At 69.9% G+C, this 25,169-nt stretch carries 21 protein-coding genes; 9 read left to right on the plus strand and 12 right to left on the minus strand.

What is annotated here, in order from left to right; translation table 11 throughout:
- Positions 1-94 precede the first annotated feature (94 nt).
- From ACGFZW_RS31610 to ACGFZW_RS31620, 3 genes are read right to left on the minus strand one after another with little or no spacing between them, the layout of a single operon-like run.
- Complete coding sequence (locus tag ACGFZW_RS31610; RefSeq protein ID WP_393896705.1) at positions 95-982, minus strand: hypothetical protein; 888 nt, start codon at positions 980-982, stop codon at positions 95-97.
- Between the two features lie 4 nt (positions 983-986).
- Positions 987-2,588 carry a long-chain fatty acid--CoA ligase gene (locus ACGFZW_RS31615; protein WP_393896706.1) on the minus strand — a complete coding sequence of 534 codons (1,602 nt, stop codon included), beginning with the start codon at positions 2,586-2,588 and terminating at the stop codon, positions 987-989.
- 18 nt (positions 2,589-2,606) lie between these two features.
- A complete protein-coding gene (locus tag ACGFZW_RS31620; protein WP_393896707.1) occupies positions 2,607-3,434 on the minus strand; it encodes an enoyl-CoA hydratase-related protein in 828 nt (275 codons plus the stop codon).
- Positions 3,435-3,782: 348 nt separating this feature from the next.
- On the opposite strand from ACGFZW_RS31620, the gene ACGFZW_RS31625 reads away from it, so the two are divergent.
- A complete protein-coding gene (locus tag ACGFZW_RS31625; RefSeq protein WP_393896708.1) occupies positions 3,783-4,406 on the plus strand; it encodes a TetR/AcrR family transcriptional regulator in 624 nt (207 codons plus the stop codon).
- A 55-nt stretch (positions 4,407-4,461) separates the two neighbouring features.
- Here ACGFZW_RS31625 and ACGFZW_RS31630 read toward each other — a convergent pair whose 3' ends face one another.
- Together ACGFZW_RS31630 and ACGFZW_RS31635 are read right to left on the minus strand one after the other, a co-directional pair.
- Positions 4,462-5,256, minus strand: a complete 795-nt coding sequence (locus ACGFZW_RS31630) for an SGNH/GDSL hydrolase family protein (protein WP_393896709.1) — start codon at positions 5,254-5,256, stop codon at positions 4,462-4,464.
- A 12-nt stretch (positions 5,257-5,268) separates the two neighbouring features.
- Complete coding sequence (locus ACGFZW_RS31635) at positions 5,269-5,838, minus strand: PadR family transcriptional regulator (RefSeq protein WP_393896710.1); 570 nt, start codon at positions 5,836-5,838, stop codon at positions 5,269-5,271.
- 71 nt (positions 5,839-5,909) lie between these two features.
- On the opposite strand from ACGFZW_RS31635, the gene ACGFZW_RS31640 reads away from it, so the two are divergent.
- Positions 5,910-6,308: a nuclear transport factor 2 family protein gene (locus tag ACGFZW_RS31640; RefSeq protein WP_393896711.1), complete on the plus strand. Its 399-nt coding sequence runs from the start codon at positions 5,910-5,912 to the stop codon at positions 6,306-6,308.
- A 24-nt stretch (positions 6,309-6,332) separates the two neighbouring features.
- On the opposite strand, the gene ACGFZW_RS31645 is transcribed toward ACGFZW_RS31640, so the two are convergent.
- Entirely contained in the window at positions 6,333-7,292 is a 960-nt protein-coding gene (locus ACGFZW_RS31645) for a LysR family transcriptional regulator (protein WP_393896712.1), read from the minus strand.
- Between the two features lie 173 nt (positions 7,293-7,465).
- On the opposite strand from ACGFZW_RS31645, the gene ACGFZW_RS31650 reads away from it, so the two are divergent.
- The gene (locus ACGFZW_RS31650) at positions 7,466-8,161 is read left to right on the plus strand and encodes a type 1 glutamine amidotransferase domain-containing protein (RefSeq protein ID WP_393896713.1); all 696 of its coding nucleotides are present in this window, start codon (positions 7,466-7,468) and stop codon (positions 8,159-8,161) included.
- A gap of 82 nt (positions 8,162-8,243) precedes the next feature.
- On the opposite strand, the gene ACGFZW_RS31655 is transcribed toward ACGFZW_RS31650, so the two are convergent.
- Entirely contained in the window at positions 8,244-9,905 is a 1,662-nt protein-coding gene (locus ACGFZW_RS31655; protein ID WP_393896714.1) for an ABC-F family ATP-binding cassette domain-containing protein, read from the minus strand.
- A gap of 497 nt (positions 9,906-10,402) precedes the next feature.
- Here ACGFZW_RS31655 and ACGFZW_RS31660 point away from each other — a divergent pair, with 497 nt between their 5' ends.
- From ACGFZW_RS31660 to ACGFZW_RS31675, 4 genes are read left to right on the plus strand one after another with little or no spacing between them, the layout of a single operon-like run.
- The gene (locus tag ACGFZW_RS31660) at positions 10,403-10,723 is read left to right on the plus strand and encodes a hypothetical protein (RefSeq protein ID WP_393896715.1); all 321 of its coding nucleotides are present in this window, start codon (positions 10,403-10,405) and stop codon (positions 10,721-10,723) included.
- Positions 10,720-11,466, plus strand: a complete 747-nt coding sequence (locus ACGFZW_RS31665; RefSeq protein WP_393896716.1) for a hypothetical protein — start codon at positions 10,720-10,722, stop codon at positions 11,464-11,466. The genes ACGFZW_RS31660 and ACGFZW_RS31665 overlap by 4 nt, the downstream gene beginning before the upstream one ends.
- Positions 11,433-12,053, plus strand: a complete 621-nt coding sequence (locus ACGFZW_RS31670) for a hypothetical protein (protein ID WP_393896717.1) — start codon at positions 11,433-11,435, stop codon at positions 12,051-12,053. The genes ACGFZW_RS31665 and ACGFZW_RS31670 overlap by 34 nt, the downstream gene beginning before the upstream one ends.
- Positions 12,054-12,061: 8 nt before the next feature.
- Positions 12,062-12,421 carry a hypothetical protein gene (locus tag ACGFZW_RS31675; RefSeq protein WP_393896718.1) on the plus strand — a complete coding sequence of 120 codons (360 nt, stop codon included), beginning with the start codon at positions 12,062-12,064 and terminating at the stop codon, positions 12,419-12,421.
- Between the two features lie 115 nt (positions 12,422-12,536).
- Here the strand turns inward: ACGFZW_RS31675 and ACGFZW_RS31680 are convergent, their stop codons facing one another.
- From ACGFZW_RS31680 to ACGFZW_RS31690, 3 genes are all read right to left on the minus strand, one after another.
- Positions 12,537-13,898 (minus strand): M28 family metallopeptidase, encoded by a 1,362-nt coding sequence (locus ACGFZW_RS31680; RefSeq protein ID WP_393896719.1) that lies wholly within the window; start codon positions 13,896-13,898, stop codon positions 12,537-12,539.
- 264 nt (positions 13,899-14,162) lie between these two features.
- The gene (locus ACGFZW_RS31685) at positions 14,163-15,347 is read right to left on the minus strand and encodes an anhydro-N-acetylmuramic acid kinase (RefSeq protein WP_393896720.1); all 1,185 of its coding nucleotides are present in this window, start codon (positions 15,345-15,347) and stop codon (positions 14,163-14,165) included.
- Positions 15,348-15,409: 62 nt separating this feature from the next.
- On the minus strand, positions 15,410-16,783 hold the full coding sequence (locus tag ACGFZW_RS31690) for an MFS transporter (RefSeq protein WP_393896721.1): 1,374 nt from the start codon (positions 16,781-16,783) through the stop codon (positions 15,410-15,412).
- Positions 16,784-17,226: 443 nt separating this feature from the next.
- Between ACGFZW_RS31690 and ACGFZW_RS31695 the strand changes: the two genes are divergently transcribed.
- A complete protein-coding gene (locus ACGFZW_RS31695; RefSeq protein WP_393896722.1) occupies positions 17,227-19,542 on the plus strand; it encodes a glycoside hydrolase family 3 N-terminal domain-containing protein in 2,316 nt (771 codons plus the stop codon).
- A 116-nt stretch (positions 19,543-19,658) separates the two neighbouring features.
- Here the strand turns inward: ACGFZW_RS31695 and ACGFZW_RS31700 are convergent, their stop codons facing one another.
- A complete protein-coding gene (locus tag ACGFZW_RS31700) occupies positions 19,659-20,765 on the minus strand; it encodes a LacI family DNA-binding transcriptional regulator (protein ID WP_393896723.1) in 1,107 nt (368 codons plus the stop codon).
- 399 nt (positions 20,766-21,164) lie between these two features.
- Here ACGFZW_RS31700 and ACGFZW_RS31705 point away from each other — a divergent pair, with 399 nt between their 5' ends.
- Positions 21,165-22,325 (plus strand): glutathione-independent formaldehyde dehydrogenase, encoded by a 1,161-nt coding sequence (locus tag ACGFZW_RS31705; RefSeq protein ID WP_393896724.1) that lies wholly within the window; start codon positions 21,165-21,167, stop codon positions 22,323-22,325.
- A gap of 82 nt (positions 22,326-22,407) precedes the next feature.
- Here ACGFZW_RS31705 and ACGFZW_RS31710 read toward each other — a convergent pair whose 3' ends face one another.
- Entirely contained in the window at positions 22,408-25,023 is a 2,616-nt protein-coding gene (locus ACGFZW_RS31710; protein ID WP_393896725.1) for a hypothetical protein, read from the minus strand.
- Positions 25,024-25,169 lie beyond the last annotated feature (146 nt).

A 25,169-nucleotide genomic window follows, 5' to 3' on the forward strand; every position in this document is an offset into this window, starting at 1 on the left:
CGCAACTGCCGCGCTCCCCCGGGGGCGGACGTCTCCGGCGATCGACGTCACGACTGCCGACGGAGCCACCGAGCGGCGGCTCCGCAAGCGAACATCAGAGGGAACGGCCGAGGCGTGCCACCGCCCACGGCATCAGGTCCCGCGCCAGCGCCAGGCTGTACGGGCGGACCAGGTCGCGCAGTTCCTCGCACGCGTCGGGCCCCAGCGTGGTGTACGGCACGGCCGCGAGCCGGTCGGTGACCCGTTCGACGGCTGCTCGCCGCTCTCGCCCTTCGGGAGTCAGGACGAGGTCGGCAGCGTCCGTGAGCCATCCCCGTTCCCGCAGGCCGTCCGCCGCGCGTGCCCACTCCTGCGGAGCCCAGGACCGGGTGGTCCGCAGGGTCTCGGCGGCTATCTCCCCCGTCGCTGCGTGTGTGACCAGCGCTTCGATGCCGTTCAGCCCTGCCGCGAGCAGCGCCTGGACGTGGCCGTCGCCCCGGAACTCCCGGAGCAGGGTCTGCGCGTGCCACAGCACCAGATGAGGTTCGTCCGGCCACGGGAGCGCGGCGTGCGCGGCGAACAGGGGGCGCCCATGGAGGTGTGGCAGCGCGGCTTCGGCGCCCCGGCGGGCCAGTTCGGCAGCACGACGCAGGCGCACCGACGTGATGTCCTCACCGAGGACTCGGCGCAGCGTCGCGTCGATGCCCCGCAGCCGTGCGGCCAGGAAGGCCGCCGGCGGAGCCGCGTCCCACGCCGCGGGAAGCGCTGCGTGCACGGCCACGGGGTTGAAGTTGTAGAACGTGGCGACCGTGAGTTCCGCGGAGGCCGGTCCGAGAGCAGCGGAGCGCGAGGCGAAGTACGCCGCCTGTCCTGCCGACCCGAGCTCGCCGTAGCGTGCGTGGGCCTCGGGTGAGAAGTAGACGGCCCCGTGGTACGGCTCAAGGGTCCGCCATGTCTCGCGAGCGTAGGGCGGCGTGGCACCGGCCGCAGTTGTGGACGTCATGGGTTCAGTGACCTCCGGAAGGCGCGCGGTTGCCCTGGCTCGCGGTATCCGTGGTGGCCGCGGGCCCGAGCGCCGCTTCCGTCGTCTCCGCCTTCAGCGTGGCCGGGTCGATGGCCCGTTTGAGGATCTTTCCGGTCGGGCCCTTGGGGAGTTCGTCGACCACCGCCACGACGTGCGGCACCTTGTAGGCGGAGAGGCGTTCCTTGGCCCAGCGGCGGAGGTCTGCTGCGTCGAGGTGGGCGCCGGTCCGTAGGGCCACGACCGCCGCCACCTCCTCGCCGTAATGGGTGTCAGGGACACCGATGACGGCGGCCTCGACGATGTCGGGGTGCTCGTAGAGCACCTCCTCGACCTCGCGCGGGTAGACGTTGTAGCCGCCGCGGATGACGAGATCCTTCTTGCGGTCGACGATGCGGAGGTCCCCGTCGGGGTCCATGGTGCCGAGGTCGCCGGTCGCCAGCCGGCCGTCGTGCAGCACATCAGCGGTGGCTTCCGGGCGGTTCCAATACCCCTTCATCACCACCGGGCCCTTGACGTACACCTCACCGATCCCGCCCGGCGGCAACTCCGCGCCGTCGTCACCGCGTACGGACACCTCGCAGCCGGGCAGCGCCCGCCCGACACACCCGGGCTTCCGCGGGCGTCGCGGGTCCTGGAAGGTCGCGGCGCCCGCCGTCTCGGTCAGCCCGTACCCCTCGACGATGGCGCAGCCGAACCGCTCCTCGAAGGCGCGCATCACCTCGACGGGCAGCGAGGCGCCGCCGGACGACGCCAGGCGCAGGCCGGTGAAGTCCGCGGCGTCGGCGTCGCCGGCGGCGCGCAGCAGGGCGTTCCACATCGTGGGTACCCCTGCGGTGAAGGTGGGTCGGTCCCGCCGCAGCATGGCCAGCATCGAGTCGGCGTCGAAGCGTTCGAGGAGGGACAGGCTCGCGCCCGCGCGCATCGTGGTGGCCATGACGCACACCTGGCCGAAGACGTGGAACAGCGGCAGTCCGGTCACGGCCCGGTCCTCGGCCGTGATCTCGTACACCTCGCAGAAGACCGAGGCGCAGGCGACCAGATTGCCGTGGGTCAGCTGGGCGCCCTTGGGCCTGCCGGTGGTCCCGGAGGTGTAGAGCAGGACGGCTGTATCGTCGTCCTCGGTGGGGTGGGGCGCGCTGATCGCGAATTCCGCATCGGTGCCGCGTTCACCGAGGCCGGTGAAGCCGGCAAGACCCGGGTCCAACTCGCCGTAGGGGACGCCCAGTTCGACCGCGACTTGCTCGGGAGCCGGGGTGCTCGCGTGCCGTCCGAGGATGAGTGAGACGCCCGCGTCCGCGCCGATGTACGCCAGCTCCCGTTGTGGCGACATGGTGTTGGCGGTGACGGCGATGGCTCCGGCCGCGAGGATGCCGTAGTAGGCCGCGGCGAATTCGGGGACGGATGGGGCGACGAGCAGCACCCGATCGCCGGGCCGTACGCCGCGCTCGCGCAGTCGGCCGGCAACGGCGGCGGCCCGGGCGCGCAGCGTTCCGTATGTCCACGGCTCGCCGGTGTCGCCGCGCAGGGCGATGCGTTCGGGTGCGGCCCAGGAGTGTTCCCAGATGGCTTCAGCAGCGTTCGACATGCGCGCGCCTCCGGGGCGTCACTTGGGGTCGAGGGGGCGGAACACGGGCGGGCGGCTCTCCAGGTAGGCGGCGACGCCCTCGGCGGCATCGGGCCGCCGGAATGCCTCCGGCATCAGCGCGTCCGCCCGTTCGACCGCTGCGGCGAAGTCGGTGTCCAGTCCGCGGTACACCTGATCCTTGATCACGCTCATCGCCGTCGGGGAACACCAGGTCGCCAGCCCGGTGGCGTACGCGACCGCCTCGTCCAGGAGCCGGTCCGCCTCGACGAGGCGGTTGACAAGGCCCATCTCGTGGGCTTCCGTGCCTCGGATCACCCGTGCTGACAGCAGCAGGTCCAGCGCTCCGCCCGGCCCAACGAGACGCGGCAGGAGCCAGGCGATGCCGTACTCGGCGATCAGTCCGCGCCGGGCGAACGCCGTGGTGAACTTGGCGTCCGGGGTGCTGAACCGGACGTCGCAGTACAGCGCCTCGACGAGCCCGAGCCCGGCGACAGCGCCGTTGACCGCCGCCACCATCGGCTTGCGGACCGTCAGCGGGAACCACCGGGGCCGGACCCGGCCGGCGCGGTCCGCCAACCGGGCAGCGGCCGAGTCCGCCGCCGCGCCCGCCCGTTGCAGATCCGCCATGTCCGCGCCCGCGCAGAATCCGCGGCCCGCGCCGGTGAGGACGATCGCCCGTACGTCGGGGGCCGCCTCCGCCTCGTCGAGCAACGCGAAGTAGCGGTCCTCCAGCTCGTCGTTCCAGGCGTTGAGCCGGTCCGGCCTGTTCAGCGTGATCACCATGACCGCGCCGCGACGCTCGGCGAGAACCGTCTCCCCCGTCTGCACCTGAGCACCCTGAGTCACTTTCGTGACCTCCCCAGCTCGTCCTGTGGCCCGGATCCGGATCGTGCGGTGTCCGCCGCGCAACCTGTGGCGACGATCCGGACCCTACTGTGAAGATGAAGCCACATTCAATATTCATGCGAGCCCCGGCTCGGACCGCCCCTGTCGGTCGGTTGACGCCTGTCATCCCGTCGAACGAGGTGGTCAGACACCGGTGGAGGGGCAACGCCCGAGGTCAGGGGGCCACCAGCTGATAGCATCCGCTGCCACCCGTACGTGTTCGAACGACAGGGATGGACCACCTTGGCTGCCCAGGCCCCGGCCGCAGACGGCCGGAAGCAACCGATCACCCCGCGGAGCAGGCGCGGCATGCGGACGCGGAACGCGCTCATCGCCGCGGCGCGTGAAGTCTTCGAGCGCGACGGCTATCTCGATGCGCGGATCACGGACATCACCCAGGCCGCGAACGTCGCGTCGGGGTCGTTCTACACGTATTTCAACAGCAAGGAAGAGATCTTCCAGGCGCTCGTCGAGATGGTGCAGGAGGAGATGCTCCACCCGCACCTGCGCGAGCGCACCGGCATCACCGACACCCGGCAGCTCATCGACGCCGCCAACCGCGAGTACCTGCGCGCATACCAGCGCAATGCCCGCCTCATGGCGCTCTTCGAGCAAGTCGCTCAGATCGACGAGAACTTCCTGGCACTGCGCGTGGAGCGCGGTAACGCCTTCGTGCGGCGCAACGCCAAGATGATCCGCACCCTCCAGCAGGACGGCGAGGCCGATCCGAGCCTCGATCCGCTGGTCACCGCGCACGCGCTGTCCGTCATGGTGAGCCGCATGGCGTACCTGGTGTTCGTCCTGGAACACCGCATTCCGTTCGAGCGTCTCGTCACGACCCTCAACAAGATCTGGGAGAACGGCCTTCAGTTGAAGGACGCTCCCGGGGAGGGCGACCGAGAGCCCCGCGCGAAGCCCCCGGCCGGCGCCTGACCGAAAGCGGCCGCGTCGCGCAGCGGTAACCCGACGCGCGCCTAGCTCAAGGTCCTCACGGTGCTGGACGGGCCTGCACCGCGGCCAGTTGCGGACGCTTGGCGCTGCGGCCGTCGCCGGACGAGCGGCCCCGGATACGCCTGCCGATCCAAGGACCGAGGAACGCGGCGGCCCAGCGCGCCTCGGCCGCCGCCGCGCGCCACCCTGCCGGGACCGGGGTGGCAGGCGGGGGCAGCGGGTGCGTCCACGTCTCGTCGCTGCCCGGTAGTTCCAGGGCGTGCGCGACGGCGGCCGCGATCCGGTCATGGCCGAGCGGGGCGGCGTGCAGCCGGTCGGGGCTCCAGATCCGCGGGTCGGTGACGACGTCGTGGTGGGAGGTCTCCGCGACGACCACTCCGTGGCGCTGTGCCGCGGTGCGGATGCGGTGGTTCAGTGCGACGACGCGGGGCCTGATCGGGCGCGCGAGCGGGATGATCCGCCCGACGTCGGGGAAGGTCAGCGTGGCCACGCGGGCACCATATGCGGTCAGGGCCTCGAACATCGCTTCCAGGTGGCCTGCCACCTCGTCGGCGTCGAAGCTCGGGCGCAGCAGGTCGTTCATTCCCGCGACGACGGTGACCAGGTCGGGTCGCAGGGCGAGGGCGGGCGCGAGCTGCTGGGTGTGCACCTGGGCGGCGACGCATCCGCGGACGGCGAGATTGGCGTACCGCACCTCGGGTGTGGTCTGCGCGAGGCGCTCGGCGAGCCGGTCCGCCCAGCCTCTGAGGCCGGTGGCGTCGTCTCCGTCACCGAGGCCCTCGGTCTGACTGTCCCCGAGGGCGACATAGCGCAGGTATGGGGTGTTCGTCATGGTCGGCGCCTCTCAGGCCCGGTCGGCGGACGCCGTGCGGCGTGCCAGGATTTCCAGGACCTGTTGGCCCCATCGCAGGTTCTCCTCCTCGAAGGAGAAGCCCCGCAGCAGTGTCAGATAGGGGCCGATGCGCTCACCGTCCCGTAGGAACTCCTCCTCGCTCAGGTCGCCGAGGAGATGCCGGCGCAGCCGCTCGTAGCGGGCGAGCTTCCCGCGCGCCCACTCCATCCGCTCCTCGATGTGCGCCCGCACGGCCTCCACGTCTCCCCCGTCGACGGCCTGGACCTTGACCATGAGTTCGTCGCGGGCCGCGGTCGGGCGGGGCTGTTTGGCGGTGAAGGCGGCGAGGTCCTGCCGTCCGGCCTCCGAGAGGGTGAACATCCGCTTGTTGGGCCTGCGTTCCTGCGGAACGACCCGCGCAGCGATCAGGCCCTCCCCCGCCAGGCGCTCCAGTTCGCGGTAGAGCTGCTGAGGCGTCGCCGCCCAGAAGTTCGACACCGACACATCGAAGATCTTGGCCAGGTCATAGCCGGAGGCCTCGCCCTCCAGGAGCGCCGCCAGGACCGCGTACTTCAAAGACATATGGACACAGTACATCGATGCGATTACTGTCCTCCACACTTACTCATCAAATTGACTATGAGGTGACCCGCGTGCACGCATTCCGCAAGGCCGTGGAAGCGAACGACCACGAGGCCATGGAGGCACTACTGGCCGACAACGTCGTCTTCACCAGCCCTGTCGCCTTCCGCCCCTACCCCGGCAAAGCCATCACCGCGGCGATCCTTCGCGGCGTGTCCCGCGTCTTCGAGGACTTCCACTACATACGGGAGATCAACGACGCCGACGGCCGTGACCACGCCCTCGTCTTCGCCGCCCGGGTCGGCGACCGCGAGATCACCGGGTGCGACTTCCTGCACCTCGACGAAAACGGGCTCATCGACGAGTTCACCGTCATGGTCCGCCCGCTCTCGGCCGCTCAGGCCCTCTCCGACGCCATGGGAGCGCAGTTCGAGCAGATCAACAGGGAGGCGCAGGCCACGGCCGGTTGAGGGTACGGCCGCCGCAGACCGCTCCTACCAGGCCCGGGCGGACTGCAGCAGATGGTCGCGGACCAACGCGACGTGCGGATTGTCGGAGGCGCCGGGACGCTGGACGAGAAAGCCGGTGTTGATCGGTGGATCGTCCGGCTCGCCCAGCAGGACCAGCGCGCCGGAGGCGAGTTCGTCCAGGCAGAGGTAGCGGGGCAGCACGCTGAAGCCGGCGCCGCCGACGACCGCGGCTTTCACGGCCCGCAGGTCCGGCACGGTGACCGCGGCCCGGCACAGCAGCCGCTCGCCGAAGACATGGCGCCAGTAGCGGCGGACGATTGGCAGGTCCTCGGCGTACGAGACCAGGGGGATCCCGTGCAGCGCGGCCGGGCCTTCGGCGGCCACCCGGGCGGGGCCGCCGATCCGCTCCGCCCAGGAGGGCGCCGCGACCAGCACGAACTCCTCGTCCGTCAGCGGCACGGACGTCAGTTGCCGACCGCGGGGGCGGACCGTGGCGATCACCAGGTCGTGCCGCCCCGCGCGCATCTCCTCAAGGAGCGGCTCCGTCAGACCGGTGGCGATGCGCAGCCGCACGCCCCTCTCCACCAGCGGCCCGAGGGTGGGTACGACACTGTGGGACAGAAGCTCGGCCGGGCCCGCGAGGTGAACGGGTTCGGCTGCGTCCTCACCGGCGAATCCGCCGTGGCCGGCAACGGCGGCGAGGGCGTCCAGGGGCTCGACGACCCGGACTGCCAGCTCGTCGGCGAAAGGCGAGGGGGCGGCGCCGCGCGGCAACCGGGCGAACAGCTCCCTGCCCAGTTGCCCCTCCAGGGAGCGCACTTGCGCGGTGACCGTGGGCTGCGACAGACCGAGCAGGCGCGCGGCGGCCGTGAAGGATCCGGACCGGTACACCGCGAGGAAGGTACGCAGCAGGTTGAGGTCCGGCGGCGCAGTGCCGCCGGCCTGCGCCCTTCCGCCCTCGCCATCGGAATTCCTATGCCGCATATGGCCGAGCCTATTGGATTCCGATGGCTGATCGGGCCTACCTTCGGGGACGGCGGCGCACCGACGGGTACGCGCACCGAGTCCCGGGGTCGCGAACCCACGCGCCCCGGAGCATGCGTCGCGAAGTCCTCCGGCCCGGCAGGGCCCGCACCCCACACCGAAAGAGCCTCACCATGTCGAAGATCCTTTTCGTGATGACCGGCGCCGACCACTGGACGCTGGCCGACGGCACCAAGCACCCCACCGGCTACTGGGCCGAGGAGGCAGCCGCCCCGTACGGGGTGTTCAAGGACGCGGGCCACGAGATCGTCGTCGCCACCCCGGGCGGCGTCGTACCGCACGTCGACAAGGGCAGCCTGGCTCCCGAGGCGAACGGCGGCGAGGAGGGCGCCGCCAAGGTGTCGCAGACCCTCGCGTCCTTCGCCGAACTCCAGCACCCCCTCAGGCTGGAGGACGTGCGCCTCGACGACTACGACGCGGTCTTCTACCCCGGCGGCCACGGCCCCATGGAGGACCTCGCCGTCAATGCCGACTCCGGCAAGCTGCTGACGCGTGCCCTGGAGACCGGCAAGCCCCTGGCGCTGGTGTGCCACGCCCCGGCCGCCATGCTGGCAGCGACCGGGTCCGACGGTGCCAATTCCTTCGCGGGTTTCCGGCTGACCGGCTTCACCAACGCCGAGGAGAGCCAGGCGGGATTCGCCGACAAGGCGAAGTGGCTGCTCCAGGACCGTCTCGTCGAGGCCGGCGTCGACTTCCGGGAGAGCGAGCCGTGGGCGCCGCACGTGGTCAGCGACCGCAACCTGGTCACCGGGCAGAATCCCTCCTCCTCCGCTCCGCTCGCGACCGAGCTCCTCAAGAAGCTGGCCTGAGCACTTCTCAAGCCCCCGGAGCCATCGCGGACCGGAGAGGCCGGACGCGGGGACGGCGACGACGGTCCGTGACGAGGGGCCGTCAGTCGCCCTCTGCCGCTTCGAGCAGAGCGCGGACCTCGTCCTCGCCGGTCTCCTGGAGTTCCTCTCCGACGAGCAGCCAGCGGGTGATGCCGACCGAAGCGAGGAAGGGAAGGTCGTGGCCGGCGATCACGAGCGCGCCCTGGTAGGAGTCGAGAGCGCTGGTCAGCTGCCGGACGCTTGCCATGTCGAGGTTGTTGGTCGGCTCGTCGAGCAGCAGTAGCTGCGGCGCCGGTGCGGCGAGCATCGTCGCCGCGAGGGCGGCCCGGAAACGTTCCCCGCCCGAGAGGGTGCCGGCCGGCTGGTCGGCACGCGCGCCCTTGAACAGGAACCGCGCGAGCTGGGCACGGATGTGGTTGTCCGTGACCCCGGGGGCCAGACGGGCCACGTTGGCGGCGACGCTCAGCTCCTCGTCCAGCACGTCGAGGCGCTGCGGAAGGAACCTCAGCGGCACGAAGGCGCGGGCTTCGCCGGACAGCGGTGCGAGTTCTCCCGTCAGGATGCGCAGCAGGGTGGTCTTACCGGCTCCGTTGCGGCCGACGAGAGCGATGCGTTCGGGACCGTGCACATGGAGGCTGCCTTCGCGCAGCGCGCCGAAGGGAAGGCACAGCTCGTGCAGATTCAGGACGGTGCGGCCTGCGGGGACGGCGGTATGGGGAAGGCTCACACGGATCTCGGCGTCATTGCGGATCCCCTCCGCTGCCTCCTCGCGCCGCTCGCGCGCTTCGTGCAGGCGGTCCTCCTGAAGGCCGCGGAGCTTGTCCGCCGATTCCTGCGCGGACCGCTTGCGTTCGCCGGCGACGATTCTCGGGGCGCGCCGCTCGGCGTCCATCTTCTTGCTGTGCCGCTGGCGTCGGGCCAACTTGACCTGAGTTTCCTCCAGTTCGCGCTTCTGTCGGCGCACGTCCGCCTCGGCGGCCCGCAGCATCCGCCCCGCTGCTTCCTGCTGCGTCGCCACGGCCTCCTCGTATGCGGACCAGCCTCCTCCGTACCACGTCAGCGAGCCGGAACGCAGGTCCGCGATGCGGTCCACGCGCTCCAGGAGATCACGGTCGTGACTGACCACGACCAGCACTCCGGAGCGCCAGGAATCAACGGCGTCGTAGAGCCTGCGGCGCGCGAACAGATCGAGGTTGTTGGTCGGTTCGTCGAGCAGCAGCACGTCGGGGCGCTCCAGCAGCAGCGCGGCAAGGCGCAGCAGTACGGTCTCACCTCCGGACAACTGCCCTACGGTCCGGTCGAGTTCGACGTCGCCGAGTCCGAGTGAGCCCAGTGTCGCCAGGGCCCGCTCCTCGACGTCCCAGTCGTCACCGACCGTCTCGAAGTGCGCCTCGCTGACGTCGCCGGCCTCGATGGCGCGCAGCGCGTCGCGTCGTTCGGCGATGCCCAGGGCCCGGTCGACGCGCAGTGTCGTGTCGAGGGTGATGTTCTGTGGCAGGTAGGCGAGGCTGCCGCCGACGGTCACCGAACCCCGGGAGGGGCTGAGCCGTCCGGCGAGCAGTCGCAGCAGGGTGGATTTTCCGGTGCCGTTGGCGCCGACGAGACCGGTGCGGCCACGGCCGATGCCGAGGGAGAGTCCGTCGAAGACGGCCGTGCCGTCCGGCCACTGGAAGGACAGGGCGGAGCAGGTCACGGAGGCGCTGGGGGTGCTGGGGTGAGCCATGTGGTTTCTCGCAGTCGCAAGCGCGGGGAAGGGGACTTCGTTTGCGAGCACCACGCGGCGACCGAACCTGGAAAAGGGGGGTGCGGCCCTCCGCAGAAGTGTGGACGGCTCATGCACCGAGGTCGCATCCGCGCGGGGTCACGGGCGGCAGGAAAGCCGGCTGCAGCGTGACGGGAGTACGGCCGATGCCGTACCGCGCGATGATCGCGGACCTCAGATGCGCAACGTCCACCTCTATCGGAGACAACAGGACTCCAAAACTGTACCCCACCCCGGGCGCGGGCTGCGAGAGGTTTATGCGGGACGCGCCGGCCCGGACAAGAACGGCGCCGGACGTGCGAGAGAGAGCTTCCGGGCAGTCGGCCATCGGCACCATCACCCCGGACAATAGCAAAAGGTTCAAACCCCGCTTGACGCTCCCACGAGTTGGCGACCATGATTATGCAGCTGTTCGTATTCTGGGTTACTTCGGGGAACATATGAGTGACGGATACGGAGTGGACGCCGCGTCGATCGACGGCAGTGTGAATCTTCTCGTGGAGAGCGCGGCATTGCTCCACGAAGGCCGACTCGACAAAGATATCGGGACGCTTTCACGAATTCCGCATGCGCATCGCGAAGTGGCTGACGCGGTCGATGAATTCGCGCGTTTCGCCGTCGACCAGCAGCAGGACCTGGTTCTCCTGCTCACCGCGCTGTCCACCGCGCTCAAGACCACCGGAAACAACTACACCGAGGTCGACGAGCAGACACGCGACGATTTGCGGGCCGTCCTCGATTCCTCCCGGTACGAGGCACCGAAGGAGGCCACCGCGTGACCTACCACGCCGAGGTGAAATTCCTCCAGGACTGCAATCCTGCCCTCATCGAGCGAAATGCTGACGAGTTCAAGCGGATGTACGGCCTGCTGCACGCCGCGGCGCCGTCCGTGAAGAAGGCGGAGCGGCTCGATTGGACGAGCGACTCCCGCAGTCATTACGAAGCGCGACTTCGTGACGTCGACGGTCTGGTCACCGGATTGACGGAGGGATATCAGAAGGCGTGGAAAGCGCTGCTGGATTATTCGGACGCGCTGACACACGCCAAGCAGTTCCTCACGGACGGCGAGGAGGCACAGTCCGCACTCACGGACGTCATGTCGCGAGAGGCGAGCCCCATGACGTCCAAGGCCAAGGCCGCGGAACCCATGCGCCAGTGGGAGGACCTCCGGGGGACGACCGGTTTTCTGGACGCACTGGCCGAGCTGCTGGTCGATGTGGACGCCATTCGGGAGGAAGCCGACGGGTGGCACAAGCGTGCGTCCGAGGCCTTCGGCAACACGCTGAAGACCGAGGAGACCGCGCGAAGGGCATGCGTCGCCGAGCTGCGGTCGGCCCGCCGTCTCATCCCGAATTTCCGTACGGAATTCAAGGACGCGGCCGGCCTGATGGCACGCGTGGGCGCCTTGCAATCCGAAGCGCGCCAGGCCGAGGAAAGCCCCCTCACGCATCGATGGGCAGCGGCAACAAGACGGACTACTTCCCCGGCGTGGGGGCGAACACCGTGGTGTCCCCGGCGCTGATGCGGATCAAGCGGCTCTGCGCAGGACTGCCCGAGGGCACGGGCAACAACTACTGGCTGCCCTCCGATTCGGATGACAGCCGCCGGGACTGGATCGGCGCCAACCGCCAGATCCTCAAAGCCGCCGCCGAGGAAAACGGTCTGCCGCCGGACATGATCGCAGGCATCGCCTGGAAGGAAGTCGAAGGGGACCCGTGCGTCATCGACGATGTCGCCGACACGGTGCGCGGATTCGGTATCGGCGGAGAGGCCGACAAGACCTCCATGGGGCCGATGTCCATTCAGATCCGTCGCGCGGCCGAGGTACTGGGCTACGATCCCGCGCACCTCACCGGCATGCAGCGGGACCAGGTCGAGGAAGCGGTCAAGGATCCCGCCCAGAACGCCTTCATCACCTCGGAGTATCTGGCGCAGTTGAAGGCGGAGAGTTCCTTCGCCGACGTACCTGCCGACAGGATGACCCCCGAGCAGTACCGGGAGTTGGCCGCTCGCTACAACGGTGGCCCCTACTGGCAGAGCGATGACGCGCAGGGGTACGGCGACAGCTTCATGGCGCATCTGGGCAACGCGCGGCAGGCGCTGCGGTGAGGCGTTCCGTGGCGCGCGCCGCCGACGGGCGTGCGGGCACTTCCGAAGGCGGGGACCGAAGCGGGCGCCGAAGCGGGGGCGAAGCGATCGGGGCCGTCATCAGCGCCGCGGTACTGATCGCGGCGAATGCCGTGGCCCTCTACGTCGTGTACCTGGCGTTGGCCATCTCGCCTGACGGCCCCTGGGATGTGCGCGAGTCGGCCGACAAGGTCCAGATCCTGTGCCTCACCGCCGGGGCGCTCGCCTCGGCCGTGGCCCTGCTGACGGTGTTCGTTCTGGCGACCCGTTGGCTGCGCGGCAGATGGTGGCTCGCGGCGCCGACGCTGATGTTTCTGTGTGCCGTCGTCAGGTGGCTCCTTCCCTCCTGATTCCCCGCTCTCCAGGCGTCGTTGGCCGCCCGCGGGTCACGGTGGACGCCGCGGGCGGTTCAGCGATCGAACGGGCGGGAGCACCCGGGCGGTGCGACAGTGCTCCGTTCTGGGCTCAGAAGGTGAGCTTCCAGCTGTCGAGGTAGCCGGTGTCCTGTGCTGCCACGTCCTGCACCCGCAGCTTCCACGTCCCGTTAGCGGTCTCGCTGGAGGCGTTGACGGTGTAGGTCGCCAGGACGTTGTCCGCGGAGTCGTTGCCGCTGGAGTTCTTCAGCCGGTAGGAACTCCCGTCCGGGGCCAGGAGGTCGATGACGAGGTCGCCGCGCCAGGTGTGCTTGATGTCCACGCTCACCTTGAGGGCGTCGGGGGCATTGCCGGTGCGCCCGCTGACGGTGACGGAGGAGGTCACCGCCGCGCCGGCGTCCGGCACGGGAAGGTCGGCGGCGTTTTCGTAGACGTTTCCGGATGGGGGCGTGCTGCCCGCACTCAGCGTCCAGACCGCGTGCGCGACGGCATCGCTGTTGCGGTCCAGCGCGGTGTCGTTGATGTTCGCCGTCGTGTCGCACGAGGAGTGGTAGCAGCGGTCGAAGGATGTGCCCGCCGTACCGCCCCACTTCTGCGCCTGGGCGGAGGTCTTGGTGTAGTCGGCGCCGGTGAACAGGCCGCCCACCGGGATGCCGACGTTCTTGAACGGCGCGTGGTCGGAGCGTCCGTCGCCCTCGGTCTCGATCTCGGTGGGGACGTTGAGCGAGGCGAAGTAGTTCTTGAACACCGACTCGATCTGCGGGTCGTCGTCGTAGACGAAATAGCCGGGGTTGGGCGATCCGATCATGTCGAAGTTCAGGTAGCCGGCGACCTTCGCACGCTCGGTGGAGGGCAGGTTGTTCACGTAGTACTTGGAGCCGAGCAGACCGAGCTCCTCCGCGCCCCACCAGCCGAACCGCAGGTGCTTGGTGGGCTGCAGGCCCTCGCGGGCCACCGCGAGCGCCGTCTCCAGTACGGCGGACGACCCCGAGCCGTTGTCGTTGATGCCGGGGCCCGAGGTGACCGAGTCGAGGTGCGCGCCGGCCATCAGGACCTGTTGGGGGTCGCCGCCCGGCCAGTCGGCGATCAGGTTCCAGCCGGTGGCGCCGCCGGCGGTGAACTGCTGGAGGGTCGTGGTGTAACCGGCCGCGTCCAGCTTGCCCTTGATGTAGTCGATCGAGGCCCGGTATCCGGCACGGCCGTGGGCCCGGTTGCCGCCGTTGGCGGTGGCTATCGACTGCAGCTGGCTCAAGTGGGCCTTGACGTTGGCCAGGGGTATGTCGGGGGCGGCGACGGCCGGGGCGGCAGACCGGTGCGGGGCTGCGGCCGTTGCCGTGGGGGCCGTGGTGAGCAGCCCGAGTACCGCGCCGGCCGCGGTCACCGCCAGGGCAGCCCGGCGCGACCACGATCTTCGGGGGGTGGGCGCGGTGTGTCTTTCGGCGTGCGAGGACATGAGGGGTCTCCGGATTCCGTAAGGGAATGGGACGGACCGTGCATGACGCGAAGCCGATCGTCGGGGTGGCCCGCCCCGACGACAAGCCTGTATTCGGACACGCCACGCCGAATATCGACCCTGGGCGGTGCCGTGACGTCGTGAGCGGTGTCGTCCTCGGACTCTGGGCGCTGCCACGAGCCGCCGTTCCCGGACACATCGCAGGCGCCCGGAGCGTCACCGGCCCTCCCCCGACGCCCCATCAGGACGGGCGGCCGACTGACGTCATCCCACAGCCGCCGAAGACGTCACCACCAGGCGCTCCGGGGCCGACTTCGCAGGCGTGGGAAGGCGCAGTCCGCCCGCACCGGGCGTGATCGAGCCCAGGACGCTGGGGTGGCGGGCGCCGGTGCACGAGGGGACGGTGGCGGGCAGGCCGTGTGCGGTGAGAAAGCCGAGGACCGCGAACGCGTACGCCTCCTTGGCGGCAGCAGGCAGGCCGAGGTCGTCGGAGGTGTGGAGCCGGACGGCGCCGAGTTCGGTGCGGAGCATGGCCATCAGGGTCGGGTTCCTTGTGCCGCCGCCCGAGGCGATGACCTCCGTCGCCCCTACGGAACGCGCCGCGTCGGCGACCGTTCTGGCCGTGAGGTGGGTGATCGTCGCGGTCACGTCCTCGGCGGGCAGCGGCCCGCACTCGGCCAACGCCGCCAGGAGATACGGAAGATGGAAGAGCTCCTTGCCCGTCGTCTTCGGGGCCGGCCGGGCGTAGTAGGGCTCGTCGAGGAGCCGGTCGAGCAGACGGGTGCTGACAAAACCCCGCGCGGCCAGCGCACCGTCCGTGTCGTAGTCCAGGCGCCCGTTGGTGAGGTGATGGACGGCCGCGTCGATGAGGGCGTTCGCCGGACCGGTGTCGAAGGCGAGGGGTTCGGCGCCTTCCGGGAGCGCGGTGATGTTGGCGATTCCGCCGAGGTTCAGGGCGACGGGGGCTCCCTGCCTGCCTCGTAGCCACAAGCTGTCGAAGATGCTGACCAGGGGGGCGCCCTGACCACCGGCGGCGACGTCGCGGGTACGCAGATCGGCGACCACGGGTCGGCCGGTGGCCTCGGCGATCCAGGCGGGGCAACCGATCTGGAGGGTGCCGTGGACGCGTCCGTCGTCCGTCCAGTGAAAGACGGTCTGCCCATGGGAGACGATCAGCTCGGCGCGTCCTTCGCACAGTTCGCGGTCCGCGCGGACGGCCAGGGACGCGAAGGACTGCCCGATCCGGGTATCGAGCCGGCACACGTCCTCCATCGTGGTCCCCGCCGGGGGCAGGGCTGCGGCGAGCGCGGCGCGCAGCGTGTCCGGGTACGGCTCGCTCAGCATGCCGAGCGGGGCCAGTTCGAGGGTGTCTCCGACGAGGTGGAGGTCCGCTGCCGCGGCGTCGACCGCGTCGTAGGACGTCCCGGACATCAGGCCGATCACCCGCATGTCATCGCTCTCCTCTCGAGGCGCCGGTGCGCCCGGTCATCGGTGGGCCGGTCCGCACAGCGTCAGTCGCGCAGGGACCTGCGGTGGTCGTCGCCACGCAGTGTCAGCAGCGCGGCCACGCTGATGGCGCAGGTCACGGCCACGTAGTAGGCAGGGATGTCGGCGTCCCCGGTCCACTTGATCGCCTCGGTGATGATGAGGCCCGCGCAGCCCGAGAAGACGGCGTTGGACAGGGCGTAGGACAGGCCGAGGCCGGTACATCTGACGCGGGTGGGGAACATCTCGGCGAGCATGGCCGGCCCGGGCCCCGCCATGAGACCGACGACGGCGCCGGCGGCGAGGACCGCAAGTCCCTTGGCCGTCGTCGGGGCCGCGGGGTCCTGCAGCAAGTTCAGCAGCGGGAAGGCCAGGACGGCCACCAGGGCCGCGCCCGCCGTCATCACCCAACGCCTGCCGATGCGGTCGCTGAGCACGCCGGACGGGATGATGGCGAGGGCGAAGCCCAGGTTGGCCAGGACGGTCGCGAGGAGTGCCTGCCGGAAGCTCGCGTTCAGCGTGCTCTGCAAGTACGAGGGCAGCACGACGAGGAAGGTGTAGCCGGCAGCGGACCAGCCCATCAGCCGTCCGGCGCCGAGGGCGATCGCCCGCGCCACCTCCCCCGGGCGGGGTGCCACTGCCGGCCCCTCGGCCGGGCCCTGCGATCCGGGCGCGCGGTCCGGTTCCTCCTGTCGACCGGTCCGGGCCGCCTCCCCCTTCGTTCGCCTGAAGGCGGGTGTCTCCTCCATCCGCAGACGCAGCCAGAGCGCGGCGAGTCCCATGGGCAGGGTCGCCAGGAAGGGCAGGCGCCAGCCCCAGGATTCGAGGTCGGCCTGTGTCAGCACGACGGTCAGCAGGGCCGCCGCGCCCGCGCCACCGAGCAGCCCCAGGGCAACGGTGAAGGACTGCCACGCGCCGTAGAGACCTCGCTTCCCGGGCGGCGCGAACTCCGTCATGATCGACACCGCTCCACCGAACTCACCGCCCGCCGACAGCCCCTGCACGACACGCAGCAGCGTGAGCAGCCACGGGGCCGCCGCGCCGAGGGTCGCGTAGGTCGGCAGCAGGCCGATGAGTGTGGTGGCTCCGGTCATCAGCAGGATGACCAGGACAAGCGTCGGCCGGCGGCCGATCCGGTCACCGAGGCGCCCGAAGAACGCGGCGCCGACGGGGCGGAAGAAGAACGCCAACGCGAAGGAGGCGTACGTCTTGATGAGCGCTTCGACGTCGCCGCCGCCTTCGGGCGTGAAGAAGTTCGCGGCGATGATCGTCGCGAAGTAGCCGTAGACGCCGAATTCGTACCACTCGATGAAATTGCCGACGGATCCCGCCACCAGCGCGCGGCGGGAGCGGGACGGCTCGACGGGCTCCTGGGTCGTGGTGTGCACAGAGGCGGTCATGGGTCCCTCTCACGTCGCGGATTCCGGGCGGAGACGGAAGTCCGGGAGGAGAGTCAGTTTCACCGCCCCCTGAGAGGCCGTCAATAACCTTCACCCGCTCGCTGAATGTCGTCTTCCACCAGGCGGCACGGACGCGGGCGAGGAGCGAGCCGGGTGGCCGCGTCACCGTGCGGTGGCACGGCTTGACCAGGAGCTTGTCATTTCACGGGGTGTCACCCGGAATCGGCACTGTATGCGCGTACACAGATGCTCGTCAATGGTGTCTGTACGCGCATACACCTCCCTTGACATGGGCTGATGACACAGCGGTTTCGGCGGCCAACACCCGTCCCCTCGAAGGCCGCAGAAAGTCTTGACATCCCCGCAACAAGCCCTTTAACTCCAAGCCAACTTGTGTAACGAGAACCCCAAAAATTGCCGACCTTTGTTAAAAGGATGAACTCATGGCTGGTATTCAACGGCGCACCGTCCTGGCTGCGGTGGGGGGCACGGTCGCCGCGAGCGGCGCAGTCGGCAGCGGGCTGTTGGGCGGCGGTACGGCGCGTGCCGCGCAACCCGCCACCGTGCCGGCCCCCGCGAAGGCCCCTTCCGGGCCGCACGAGGCGAAGGTCAGGTCGCTGCTCGCCCGTATGACGGTCGAAGAGAAGCTCGGCCAGTTGCAGCAGTTGCCGTGGTCGTACAACACCGGTCCCGGCGGCGCGGAGACCAAGGACGTCGAGGACGCGGCGCGCAAGGGTCGGCTGGGGTCCGTCCTCAGCATTTTCGGGGCCCGCAGCAGCAACGCCCTGCAGCGGATCGCCGTCGAGGAGTCCCGGCTCGGCATCCCGCTGCTGTTCGGGCTGGACGTCATCCACGGGTTCTGGACCACCTTCCCCATCCCCCTCGCCCAGGCGGCCAGTTTCGACCCGGAGGTGAGCAAGCGGGACGGTGAGGTGTCCGCGAAGGAGGCCCGCTCCAGCGGGGTGCACTGGACGTTCGCCCCGATGATGGACGTCACGCACGAGCCACGCTGGGGACGCATCGCGGAGAGCTGCGGTGAGGACCCGTACCTCACCTCCGCCTTCGCCGCCGCCAAGGTCCATGGCTACCAGGGCAAGGACGCAGGTGAACTCGATGCGAAGGACCGCCTGGCCGCCTGCGCGAAGCACTTCGTCGCCTATGGCGGCGCCGAGGGCGGGCGCGACTACAACACCGTCGACGTCTCCGAGTCCCGACTGCGCAACCTCTATCTGCCACCGTTCAAGGCAGCGCTGGATGCCGGTGTGGCGACCGTGATGGCGTCGTTCAACACCATCGGCGGCGTACCGGCCCACGGCAACACCCACACCCTCACCGAAATCCTCAAGGGTGAGTGGGGCTTCGACGGCATGGTGGTGAGCGACTGGACCGGTGTCCAGGAACTGATCGCCCATGGCTTCGCCGAGGACGGCGCGGACGCCGCACGGCTCACCCTCAACGCCGGCGTCGACATGGAGATGACCAGCACCAACCTCGTCACGCACGGTAAGCAGCTGCTCAAGACCGGCCGGATCAGGGCCGACCGGCTGGACGAGGCGGTGTCACGGATCCTGCGGCTGAAGTTCGCACTCGGACTCTTCGAGCATCCGTATGTGGAGCAGTCCGCCGAGATCACCGAGCCGTCCAAGCAGGCGCGGGTCGCGGCGCGGGAGACCGGGGCGCGGTCGATGGTGCTGCTGAAGAACGAGGACGACACGCTGCCGCTGAGCGCGTCCGCCTCCTCGATCGCCGTGGTGGGGCCGTTCGGCGACTCCTCGGACCTGCTGGGGACCTGGGTGCTGCCCGCCGCGCAGGAGAAGTTCCCCTCGGTGAAGGTGCTGGACGCGGTCCGCAAGGCGGCACCGGGTGCGAAGGTCCGCTACGCCCGGGGGGTGGACGCGGAGGGCAAGGACGTGAGCGGCATCCCCGAGGCCGTCGCGGCGGCCAAGGCTGCCGACGTCACCATCGTCGTGGTGGGTGAGCCCCCGGCGATCAGCGGGGAGGCCGCCGCGCGCAGCGACATCTCCCTGCCCGGTGCGCAGGAGAAGCTGATCTCCGCGATCGCCAAGACCGGCAGGCCCTTTGTCGTCGTCCTGGTCAACGGCCGCCCGCTGACCATCGGTGGCTGGCTGGAGCAGGCTCCCGCCGTCCTGGAGGCGTGGCACCCGGGCATCGAGGCCGGAAACGCCATCGCGGACGTGCTCTTCGGTGCCGTCAATCCGGGCGGAAAGCTTCCGGCGACCTTCCCGCGCAGCGCCGGTCAGATCCCGGTCCACTACAACCACGAGAACACGGGCCGCCCGTACGACCCCGACAACAAGTACACCTCCAAGTACCTGGACCTGCCCGACGGGCCGCAGTTCGCCTTCGGATTCGGGCTCAGCTACACCACCTTCGAGGTCGGCGAGCCTCGGCTGAACAGCAGCCGCGTCGCGGCCGAGGCCCTGCGCAAGGGAGACACGGTCGAGGTCGCGGTCCCGGTCACCAACACCGGGGAGCGTGCGGGCGATGAGGTCGTGCAGCTGTACGTGCACGACCGGGCGGCCAGCATCGCCCAGCCCGTACGCAGGCTGCGCGGCTTCCGCCGCGTCGGCCTCGCGGCGGGCAAGAGCCGGACCGTGCGCTTCCGGCTCGGCGCCGAGGACTTCGGCTTCTGGAGCAACGACCCGGACGGCGAATTCCGCATCGAGCCGGGGGCGATCGATGTGTACGTCGGCAACAGCTCGCAGGCCAAGGCCAAAGTCACGCTGACGATCGGTTAGAGCGGGGGCTGACGGCTCCGGAGGACCTCAGGAGCCGACGGGTCGGGGGCGGATATGGGCATCCGTCCCCGACCCACCACCCTCACCCCACCGCTGGCGCCCCGCCGACGCCGCGCTCACCCTGCTCGCGCCACGGCCTGGGCCGGAGGACAACCGCAGCTTTCGCGCAGTACGACCTGCACGGGTAGTTGGCGGTGTGCTGGGGCGCGACGCCCCTGGCTCACCTGATCGGTGAGGAGTTCCACCGCGACCCGCCCGAGGGCATCCATCGGCTGGCGCACCGTGGTCAGACCCGGCCGCAGAAAGCGGCCCGCGTCGAGGCCGTCGAAGCCGGTGACCGCGATGTCGCCCGGCACCCGCACACCGTTTCGGACCAGCACATCGATGACACCGAGCGCGATCTGATCGCTGCCGCACACGATCGCCTCCGGCAGGCTTCCCCCGCGCAGCATCTCCTCGGTCATCGCACGGGCGTCGACGCGGAAGCCCGTTCCGCGCAGCTGAGGTTCGTCGGGTACGGGCAGCTGAGCAGCTCGCAGGGCCGAGCGGAAGCCCTGGAAGCGTTCCGCGCCATCAGCGCTCCGCCGCTCCTGCAGACCGACGAACCACAGGTCCCGTAGCCCGTGTGCTGCCAGCAGATGGTCCGTCATCGCCCGCATCCCGCCGACGTTGTCCACCGTCACATGGCTGAGCGGCGAGCCGGCCCCGGGGGGATCGGCGATCACCACGACCGGGATACGGCGGGCGACGTGTTCGAGCACCTCGTCCGGCACCACGCCCGGCAGCACCACGAGTCCGTCGACGCGCCCCGCCACCTCGCTGATCATCGCGTGACCCGGGTCGTCCTCGCCCCATCCGAGCATGAGCGCGAAGCCGCGGACCGTGCACTCAAGCTGAGCGCCGCGCAGCACCTCGTCGGCGAACAAGGGGTAGAGCCGCGGCTCGGCGACATCCCGCGCGATCGAAACGGGCGCGCCCGCCTCCAGCGGGGGAAGGGCGAATTCGTCCGGCTCGTGCCTGCCCCACGTGCACAGCCCGAACACGCCCGTCTGACGGGCCGCCAGGCCCCGGGCACTCCCGCTGGGGACGTATCCCAACGCGACCACGACCGAGCGGATCTTCTCCCGGGTCGCCTCCGCCACCTTCTCGGGCTGCCGGAAATACCGCGAAACCGTCGCGGTCGAGACTCCCGCGACGGACGCGACGTCATACACCGTCGGCACCCTGTCCACCTGCACCGCCGCATCCCTCCCCCGCCAGAATACGCGCCCGGCCCCGGCCGGATCCGGTAGGGCGGCGGCGGTGCGGACCCGGCGGAATGCCCCGTGCCCGACGACAGGCCCGGTCCATGGCCGGGCACCGCTCCCGGGCCGGGCCGGGAGCAAGCCGGGCCGTGCGGAGCCCGGTCGCGGATGGGCCCTCGCGGTGAGACGGTGGAACCGGGAAGCGTCGGCAAAGCGGCATGCCCGTAAAGGGACATGAGACCTCTCGGCACGGCAGCGCCGGGCAGGGGTCGGGGGTGTGCGCGCTTCGCGACGACATCCATCCGCAAGCGTTCGCAGCCTCGATGGTGCGCAGCAGCCCCTGCGGACTGCGCCCGAGGCCGCGGCAAGGGGAGAGTCATGAAGGCAGCCGTGTACGAGGGACCGCGCACAGTGACCGTCAAGGACGTGCCGGACCCGAAGATCGAGCATCCCTGCGACATCCTGGTGAAGATCACCAGCACCAACATCTGCGGCTCCGACCTGCACATGTACGAAGGGCGCACCTCCTTCGAGACAGGCCGCACCCTGGGGCACGAGAACCTGGGGAAGGTCGTCGAGGTCGGCTCCGCGGTGTCGAAGGTCCAGGTCGGCGAGTATGTGGTCCTGCCGTTCAACATCGCCTGCGGCTTCTGCAAGCAGTGCGAGCGCGGCCTGACGAACTACTGCCTGACCATGCAGCCGGAGCCGGACATGGCCGGGGCCGCATACGGTTTCGCGGAGATGGGGTCCTACCAGGGCGGGCAGGCGGAGTACCTGCGGGTGCCCTACGGCGACTTCAACGCCCTGCGGCTGGGTGAGGACGCCGCCGAGCGCCAGGTGGACTACGTGATGCTGGCGGACATCTTCCCCACCGGCTACCACGCCACGGAGATGGCCGACGTCAAACCGGGAGACCAGACGATCGTCTACGGCGCGGGCCCGGTGGGGCTGATGGCGGCCTACTCCGCACTGCTCAGGGGCGCCGGCCGGGTCTGGGTGGCCGACCACCATCCGGACCGCTTGCGCGTGGCCGAGGAGCTCGGCGCCATCCCGATCAACACCGCCGAGCAGAACCCCCCGGAGGTCGTCAAGGAAGCCACCCTCGGGCTGGGCGCCGACAACGGCTGCGAGTGCGTCGGCTACCAGGCGCACGACGCGGGGGGACACGAGGACGCCACCCTCACGCTGAACGGGCTGATCGACTCCGTCCGCTTCACCGGCGACCTCGGCGTGGTGGGTGTGTTCCTGCCCGAGGATCCCGGCGGGAAGGAGGCGCAGGGACAGCTCGAAGCCCAGGGAAAGGTACCGCTCGACTACGGCAAGATGTGGTTCAAGGGGCAGAAGATGGGCACCGGCCAGGCGCCGGTGAAGCGGTACAACCGGGCGCTGCGCGATCTGATCGCCGCCGGGAAGGCCGAACCCAGCCTGATCGTCTCCCACGAACTCAGCCTCGACGAGGCCCCCAGCGCCTACGAGCACTTCGACGACCGCGACGAGGGCTGGACCAAGATCGTCCTGCACCCCGGCGGCGCCGACTGACGCCGAGTCAGGAGTGCCGCCGCTTCTCCCGGTCCGCCGTGGCGGACCGGGAGAAGCGGCGTGGACCGTGGCGTGTGCCGCGCTACTTCGCCTGCGGGGTGTCGGCCTTCTTCAGCATCGCCTTGATCGCGTAGACGTCGCTGTAGTTGGCGGGACCGCTCATGGTGTCGTTGTAGTGCGCGTTGGCGGAGAAGTAGCTCATGTTGACGGCGCGCCGGTCCTGACCGAGTTCGATCCGGTAGGTCGTGCCCTTCTTCAGCCGTGCCTTGACGAAGGTCGAGCCGCGCACCGTGGACCAGCTGCCGGTGTTCGGCATGGCGATGACGCCCTCGGTGACCAGCTCGCCGGTGGCGTCGTCGTGGATGCGGAGCATCTTCATACCGCCGGCCACACCGGTGTTGACGGGGGCGCCGACAGCGGCGTCGGCCTGGAGGAGGTACTCGCCGTCGGCCTTCGGGGTGATCCGGGCCGTCAGCTTGTCATCCGGCGCGGTTCCCCAGTCGGCGTAGTAGGTCCCGCGGTCGTTGGTGGTCCTCTTCCCACCGGTCGCCTCGAAGTCCTCACCGGTGACCTTCTGAACACGGTCGTGGTCCGGCCCCCAGTAGCACTCCGGCTCGGCGTGCTGAGAGGTGTTGCCGCTGGAGGAGTAGCGCAGGCGGACGCTGTAGCAGTGGGAGACGGAGTCCAGGTCGGCGGAGCGGTCGTCCACCCAGGTCTGACGGCCGCGCTTGACGGGGACTCCCTCGGCGATCACGGCACCGTCCCGCAGGACATCCATGGTGACCTTGGATCCGTCCTCGTCGCCGGTGTCGAGCGACAACTGGAGCCTGTCTCCGGTGGAGTTGGGGGCGACGCGCCGCACATCCGGCGTTCTGGGGCCGTACAGCGCCTCCTTGGAGGAGAGGTCCACCGGGTGCCGGGCGGCCTCGCCGGAACCGGCCGCCGGCGCCCCCAGCTCGACCTCGACCCTGGCGGTGCCGTCGCCGAGCATGTCCTCGGTGAGGGGCCTGCCGGGGTCGATCCGCTTGCCGTTCAGCTTCATCGAGGAGACCTCGAAGGCGCCCTGTGCGGCCTTCCCCGGAGGGAGTTCGAGCCTGATGTCCAGCTTGTGCCCGCGGTAGTTCACGCCGTTGAGCGTGGCGCTGCGGCTGTCGGCGAAGTAGGTGTCGCGGAGCTTCGCCGGCAGGAACGGCTTGATGTGCAGGCCGTCTTCCTTCGCGTCGATGCCGAAGATGCTCTGCTGCACCATCGACATCATCCCGGCGACGCTCCACAGCTGCCGGTCGGAGTTGATGGCGGTGTCGGTCCTGCCGGTGGTGAGGTTGATGTTCTCCTTGTTGGTCCCGAACAGCGCGGCTCCCCTGACCAGGGAGTCGGCCTGTTGCGTCGCCACACCGTCGTTACCGGTCCTGGCCGCCGCCCGCATCATGTAGGCGGTGACGAAGGGCCAGATGCCGTTGTTGTGGTACGCCTCGACACCCTGCTGCTGGGGCCACAGCACGGACGGGCCGTACGGCGTCTGCGGGTAGTTCTTGACGGCCTTCGCTGCCTGACCGGGCGTCGCCACGCCGGTGAGCACGGCAAGCGAGGTGCCCAGCGCGTCGTAGCGGTCGACCGGGGAAGTGTCCAGCTCGGTGGAGAGCATCTGGGAGAACTGGCCCTTCTCCGGCAGCCAGAACTTCGTGCGGATCGCCTTGAGCAGGTCGCCGGCCCACCCACGGTACTTCCCGGCCGCGGCCCGGTCACCGGCGCCGGCCGCGAGACGGGCGGCGGTGTCGAGGGCGACCCAGTGGGCGACGTTCGTGGACAGCGAGCGGGACGAGGCGATGGTCGCCACATCGTCCTTGGTCCAGTCCGCGTAGCTCTGCTCACGCCAGTCGAGGAAGGAGTGCTCGCCCCGGTAGAGCCCGTCGCCGGTGTCGAAGACGACCTTCCGGTCGTGCTCGACGGTGTTGCGGATGGCGTCGTAGGCCTTGGCGGCGAACGCCTGGCGCTTGCCGTCCGGCAGCCAGTTGATGATCTCGCCCGCACCCAGGGCCCACACGACCCGGTCGGTGGAGTTGGGGTAGCTGCCGCCGGTGCCGGTGTCCTGGATGATCTGGGTGTCGCCGGATCCGTCGCGGCGGTCGCTGAGCTTGAAGGCCAGCGTGTTGCGCATCCGTTCCGGGTCGGCCGGGGTCAGGCCCAGGTCGGCGGAGTAGGAGACGTCGCGGGTCCAGACGTATGTCCAGGACTTGCCGGTGATGTAGCAGCCACCAGGGCACTCGACCGGGTCACCGTGGTTGTAGGAACCGTCGCTGACCTCATCGGTCCTGTTGAGTCGTGCGTCGTCGTGGGCCATCGCGTAGAGCCCGTCGAGGAGCACGGACCCGGACCGCAGGGTCGGGGTACCGGGCGCCTCCGTGAAGACCCGTTCCCCGGTCAGCGAGCTGCTCAGCTTGTACGTACGGCGGCAGTCGTCACCGACCTCGGTGACGGTCAGGACGGCGGAGCCGGTGGCGTCCTCGAACCGGCCGGGCTCCGCCGGGACATGACAGTCCGCGGGGCCCTTCGCACCGCCGGCCCTCGATGAGGTGGCGGTCGCCGGCTGGACGGTGGAGAGCAGGGCGGCCGTGACGGCGAAGGTGAGGACGGCCTTCGCCTTGGGCCTGCCGCTGGAGGACGTACGCGGCGGTTGCGGGCGCGAGGAGGTACTCATATTGCTCCTTGGCGGTGTCGCCCGACGAACGAGTCGCGGAGGAAGGCGTAGCTGCGTCTACGCCTTCCTCCGCATCGGGTCGGGGAGAAGGGGCGGAATACAAGGGGCGGATGTGCGGTGAGCGGAAAGGTACGGAGATGAGCGGG

This window comes from Streptomyces sp. NPDC048248, from assembly GCF_043201875.1.
GTDB lineage: Bacteria > Actinomycetota > Actinomycetes > Streptomycetales > Streptomycetaceae > Streptomyces.